The 5,359-nt window shown below is 68.6% G+C and carries 6 protein-coding genes and 1 pseudogene; 4 read left to right on the top strand and 3 right to left on the bottom strand.

Annotated features, from left to right (window positions below):
* The 3 genes from G6023_RS10820 to G6023_RS10810 form a co-directional block, all read left to right on the top strand.
* A partial coding sequence (locus G6023_RS10820) for a lipase family protein (RefSeq protein ID WP_241727811.1) occupies window positions 1-726 on the top strand: 726 nt, incomplete at its 5' end.
* A gap of 166 nt (window positions 727-892) precedes the next feature.
* Window positions 893-1,372 (top strand): MarR family winged helix-turn-helix transcriptional regulator, encoded by a 480-nt coding sequence (locus G6023_RS10815; protein WP_347570762.1) that lies wholly within the window; start codon window positions 893-895, stop codon window positions 1,370-1,372.
* On the top strand, window positions 1,369-2,775 hold the full coding sequence (locus G6023_RS10810) for an MFS transporter (RefSeq protein ID WP_182635484.1): 1,407 nt from the start codon (window positions 1,369-1,371) through the stop codon (window positions 2,773-2,775). The genes G6023_RS10815 and G6023_RS10810 overlap by 4 nt, the downstream gene beginning before the upstream one ends.
* Window positions 2,776-2,850: 75 nt before the next feature.
* On the opposite strand, the gene G6023_RS10805 is transcribed toward G6023_RS10810, so the two are convergent.
* From G6023_RS10805 to G6023_RS10795, 3 genes and pseudogenes are all read right to left on the bottom strand, one after another.
* Window positions 2,851-3,216: a DUF1330 domain-containing protein gene (locus G6023_RS10805; RefSeq protein WP_007633060.1), complete on the bottom strand. Its 366-nt coding sequence runs from the start codon at window positions 3,214-3,216 to the stop codon at window positions 2,851-2,853.
* Between the two features lie 49 nt (window positions 3,217-3,265).
* Window positions 3,266-4,003 (bottom strand): mycothiol-dependent nitroreductase Rv2466c family protein, encoded by a 738-nt coding sequence (locus tag G6023_RS10800; RefSeq protein ID WP_182635482.1) that lies wholly within the window; start codon window positions 4,001-4,003, stop codon window positions 3,266-3,268.
* A gap of 154 nt (window positions 4,004-4,157) precedes the next feature.
* Window positions 4,158-4,466 (bottom strand): annotated as a pseudogene (locus tag G6023_RS10795) (transposase); the annotation flags it as partial.
* A 245-nt stretch (window positions 4,467-4,711) separates the two neighbouring features.
* On the opposite strand from G6023_RS10795, the gene G6023_RS10790 reads away from it, so the two are divergent.
* Window positions 4,712-5,347: a hypothetical protein gene (locus G6023_RS10790; RefSeq protein ID WP_182635480.1), complete on the top strand. Its 636-nt coding sequence runs from the start codon at window positions 4,712-4,714 to the stop codon at window positions 5,345-5,347.
* Window positions 5,348-5,359: the final 12 nt, after the last annotated feature.

Below are 5,359 nucleotides of genomic sequence, written 5' to 3'. Positions count from 1 at the left end.
GCGCGCGTCGCGGCGTCGGTGCCGGGCGCCGACATCGCCCCGGACGCCCGCACGGTCTTCACCGGCTACTCCCAGGGCGGTGGCGCCGTCGCCGCGGCCGCCGAACTGCACCCGCAATACGCGCCGGAGGTCAAACTCGTCGGCACCGCCGCGGGCTCGCCGCCAGCCGACCTGCTGGCCACCCTCGAGCAGGTCGACGGCACCGCGATCGCCGGCGTGATCGGCTACTCGCTCAACAGCCTGCTCGACGCCTACCCGGAGATGGGCCCGCTGATCGACCCGTACTTCAACGACCGCGGCCGGGCCATGCTCGCCACCACCGCCGACCAGTGCATCGGCGAGACGGCCGTCCAGTTCTTCCAGCAGCGCACCACCGCCTACACGACCTCAGGGCAGTCGGCCGGCGACATCGTGCGTTCCGAGCCGGTACTCACGGGATTCCTCGAGCGTCAGCGGATCGGCCGGCTCGCGCCCACCACACCCGTGCGCGTTCTCTCGCCCGTGAACGACGACGTCGTCCCCGGCCACCAGTCCCAGCAGCTCGGGCGCGACTGGTGCGCGCAGGGCGTCACCGTGGAGATGGTCATCGACCCGATGCCCCCAGTCGCGCCCGGCCTGGTGATCGGTCACGCCGCACCCATGCTCACCGGCCTGGAGGGCACCCTGCGGTACCTCGACGACCGCGTGCGCGGCGTCCCGGCGCCCAGCAACTGCGGGACCTACTGAGGCCGACTGCTCCGGGGGTCCGGCCCGCCGGGCCCGGCGTCGACAAGGCAGATCCGCACACATTCGCCGAGAGGCAGGTGTGCGGAACGCTCTTGTCGATGCGCCCCACCGCGCACCCCCACCCTTGCGCAAGCAGATTGCGCAACCCGGTTGTAGACTCGCCGGAGTGACACCCGCCGACCCGCCCGCTGGACCACCTGCAGACCCGACCGCTACCCCGTCGGCCGACATCGCCGCCCTGGCCGACGACCTCCGCCACGCGCTGCGCCCCCTGTGGCGACGGTTCAACTCCCACCGGACGTTGTCGATGGGCAAGGTCGGGATCCTGTCCCACCTGGAGCAGCGCGGACCCCTGGCCGCGACCGACCTGGCGGGCCTCGAGCGGATCAGCCACCAGGCGGTCGCCAACGCCGTCCGCGAACTACAGAATCTCGGACTCGTCTCCCGCAGCCCGGACCCCGCCGACGGCCGACGCACCCTCGTCACCATCACCGCAGACGGGTGCGAACAGCTCCGCACCGAGCGCGCCGCGGGCCAGGACTGGCTGGCCCACGCGATCGGCGACCACCTCGATGACGCCGAGCGCGACCGACTCGCGGCCGCGGTCCCCCTGCTCCGCCGCCTCGACTCCGAGGACCCCCGATGACCCCTCACCGGCGCCCGGCGCCCCGCTGGTTCGTCCAAGCCCTCGTCTACGCCGCCCTGACCAGCTCGATCGTCAGTTCCCTCGGCATGCTGCTGGTGCCGTCGGTCTCCGCGGAGTTCGGCATCCCCGTGAGCACGGCGCAGTGGATGCTCACGGCCAACCTGCTCGTCGGCGCGGTCGCGACACCGATCATGGGCCGCCTCGCCGACGGCCCCCATACCCGGAAACTGCTCCTGACCAGCCTCGGCGTGATCTTCCTCGGCTCCATCATCGCCACCGTCGCGCCGAACTTCACCGTCTTCCTCATCGGCCGGGCGCTGCAGGGACTGCTCTACGGCACGGTGCCCATCACCATCGCCCTGGCCCGCCGACACCTCACCTACACCGAATCGCAGCCCACCATCTCGACCCTCTCGGTCACGGTGTCGGTGGGGATGGGACTGGGTTACCCGCTCACCGGCATCCTCGCCGCGACGTTCGATCTGCGGGCCGCGTTCGCCTTCGCGGCGCTGTTCGTGGCCACCGCGGCGTTCGGCGTCTGGCACTTCATCCCCGCGGGCCCCGATCCGCTCGCGCCCCGCACGCCGTTCGACATCGGCGGGGCCCTGCTGCTGGGCGGCGGGCTGGCCGCGTTGCTGCTGTGGATCTCCGAGGGGCAGACCTGGGGTTGGGGGTCCGCGACGGCGCTCGTCGTCCTCGTGGTCGCGCTGAACACGCTGCTCTTCTGGATCGTGCACAGCATCCGCACCCTGCATCCCCTGGTCAACCTCCGCGTGGTCCGCCGGCCCGAGGTCCTGCTGGCCAACGCCACCGCGATCGGCCTGGGCACCGCCATGTACATCGGGTTGTCCATCGCGAGCCTCGTGGCGCAGGCGCCCGCCGACACCGGTTTCGGCCTGGCGGTGCCGCTGATGTGGGCGGGCTTCATGATGGCGCCGCTGTCGGTGGGCAGTCTCGTGGCCAACCGCACGGTCCGTGCCCTGTCCCGCCGCTACGACATGGCGGTGTTCCTCCCCGTCGGCGCGGCCGTGATGACGGTGGCGTCGGTGCTGTTGTGGTTGCGGCACGGTGACTTCTGGACGCTGGCGATCGGCATGTTCCTCTTCGGCGCCGGGATCGGCTCGGGCTACGCCGCGATGCCCGCGCTCATCGCCCGCAGCGTGGCCGTGGACCAGCTCGGCAGCGCGGTGAGCTTCAACCAGGTGCTGCGCACGGTCGGCGGCGCGGTCGGCGCGGCCCTGTCGGCCGCCGTCCTCGCCGCGCACCCCTCCGACTCCGCGTACTCGACCGACGAGGGCATCACCATGGCGTTCGGCGTGGGTGTGATCTGCTGCGCGACGGTGATGCTCGCGTTGGTGCTCCACGCCGTCACGGGTCGACGACGACGACGAGCCCAGCAGTAACCCCGGCGTCCCGCACTCTGCGCGCGATCGCACTCGGGCATGTGCGTCGGATTCGACGTGCCTACGGGGTCGGAGTCAGGCCCAGGGGGTCGTGGCCTGGAGCACCGCTTCCTGCAACGCGCTCGTCCGCAGTGCCGTGACGGTCTGATACTCGGGGTCGGCGACCATCTCGCTGAACGCGGCGCGGCTGGGGTATCGGACCAGCAGAACGGCATCCCAATCCTGGCCGGTCTCGGCCACCAGGGCTGTGGAACCGTCACCCGCGTAGAGAACCTCAGCGCCGTAGCGGGGGAGGAACGTCTCGTTCAGCGCCGCAGCGTACTTCGCGTAGTCCTCTCGCCCACCATCGGCGAACCGGAGCAGGTTCAGCATCACGACCGGGCCGCCGGGGTCGTCGGCGAGGTAGCGCTTGAGGTCTCTTCCTCGGGGATCGATAGCCATCAGGCGAGTATCTCCTCCAGTCCCGCCACGGTGGTGCGAACGGCCAACCTCACTTCTTCTGCCGACGGCTCCCGCCGTGCCAGTCCTCCTGCGTGCCGACCGTGTCTGCGTCGACTCCGAACGCGGCGAGCTGCGGCTTCTCGCGCAGGCTGCGCTTGAGCTCGGCGAAACCCGGGAATCGGGCGAGCCCGACCACGTGGTCCCAGAGCTCGGCTGCCGAGTCCTCGTGAGGCAGCCGGCTGATCACGGGTCCGAAGAAGGCGACGCCGGTCGGTGGTTCGAAGTGGATGATGGGCGTGCCCACGTCCTTGCCCGTCAGCGAGAGCGCCTCGTCGGTCTCCCGGCGGATTTCGGCGTCCCACGACTCGTCATCGACGGCGTCCGCGAGCTCGATCGGTAGACCAGCGTCGGCGAGAACCAGCTCTGCGAACTCGCTCGTCCCGCGCCGCTCACGCTCTTCGCCTTCGCTGCGGTCGTCGCCGGCGTCCGGAGCGGTGTCGAAGATGCGCGCCCCGAAGGCGGCGTACAGCGGCGCCATCGCCGCCCGGCCGTGCTCGGCTCGCGCACGAGCCGCCACCCTCAGGAGCCGCAGCCCGGCGGTGTGGCCGGCCTCGTACTCAGGGGGGAAGTGCGCGTCATAGTCGACACCGGCGTTGACCAGGCGCAACGAGATGAACCGCCAGTCGACCGTGTAGGCGCGCTGCGCCTGCACCTGGCGCACCCACTTGCTGGTCATCCAGGCGAAGGGGCAAACCGGGTCGAAGTAGAAGTTGATGTCGGCGTCCATGCGCCCACCCTAGCCCCGGTAATTCACGGGATATGAGGACCATTGTCGTCGGGTGACGGCGGGCTTGATTTCCCGCGTAGGAGTGGGAGGGTGCCGGCTGACACTGCCGGTGGGCGGGCCTGAAGGCGGTGCTGTCGTGGGTGGGAGGGTGAGGTCAGGCGGGTTTGGAGATCGCGGCGATCGTGTTGAACAAGGCGACGATGGCGGTGGCCCAGTGCCACGTCTCGGTGATCTTCACGCTTCGTCGTCGGCTGCTGCGGGCCAGTCGGGCTGCGACGTGAAGGAAGCTGTAGCGAAGTGCTTGGGGCTCGCACAAGGCCAGGACTGCAGCGTCATCGGTGCAAGCGAGCATCCGGGTCCAGGCGACGAGGTCCACGGCGAGCATCACCGCAAACAGCCAGGCCTGGTTGAGCGCGAATTCGCGTGAGGGTAGGCGGCTGAGTCCGCTGTCCTTGGCGTGGCGGTTGTCGCCTCCTTTCCTCTCCGCGCGGACCCACCTCAAGCCATCACGGGTTTGTTCCTCAGTGGCATCAACTTCAGGCGAACGTGGGACATACAGTTCCGCACCTCGGCAATAGCGTTCGGCTCAGCGAGCCGTCCATTCCAAATGCTGAGGAGAGAACATTGAACGCACATCGGAAACGGCTGTCCAGAACGCTCGCTGCTGCGATTGTGGCTACAGCCATTCCTACGGGGATATTATTTCCCGTGCAGTCAGCGAGCGCAGGCGAGCTGACGATGCAGCGAGTAGCGCCAGCAGTCGGTGAATCGGTCTCGCCTGGGTTGGTCACCTTCGAAGGACGGGTATCCGACGCCGCGTCGACCTCGTTGAAGACACATGTCACTTTCGCTGTCGATCTCTCCGGATCGACCTCCAGCCCGAATCGTATGGACTGCAATAGTGACGACTCTGTGGATTCTCGTGATGACCTGAATAACGACGGCTCTGTGGGGGATGTCCTCGATTGCCAGATTGCGGCGGTAGTGAGCCTAAACAGCAAGTTGGCCGCACTGCGTAGCGCTGAACGCGATATCCGAGTGAGCCTTGTCGGCTATGGTTCGAGCGCAGCAGCGGCGACTATGGACCCTGAGAACCACGCATTGAAGGTCGCACCGACCTGGACCGGCCGGGGTACGTCTGGGGTAGAAGGTGACGTGCTGCCTCGTGTTGACGAGGTCGCGGCCTCGCTGAACCGCGGTCACATTGGCAAGTTCGAAGGAGCGAGCGTCGGCACGGGGACCACTTTTGATAGCTCGGCCCAGTTGGCGATTGACACCACTCTCGCTGAGATGGAGGGGGACAACGGCTTCGTTTTCTGGCTCTTCGCATCTGAGCGTGGGTGAGGACGACACGCC

The organism is Dietzia sp. DQ11-71 (assembly GCF_014144995.1).
GTDB lineage: Bacteria > Actinomycetota > Actinomycetes > Mycobacteriales > Mycobacteriaceae > Dietzia > Dietzia kunjamensis.
This window is presented reverse-complemented; position numbering and strand designations above follow the sequence as displayed.

Coding starts and splice junctions, on each gene's coding strand:
- G6023_RS10810 (WP_182635484.1), top strand. CDS start 1,369: ATGACCCCTCACCGGCGCCCGGCGCCCCGCTGGTTCGTCCAAGCCCTC.
- G6023_RS10805 (WP_007633060.1), bottom strand. CDS start 3,216: ATGGCTATCGATCCCCGAGGAAGAGACCTCAAGCGCTACCTCGCCGAC.
- G6023_RS10800 (WP_182635482.1), bottom strand. CDS start 4,003: ATGGACGCCGACATCAACTTCTACTTCGACCCGGTTTGCCCCTTCGCC.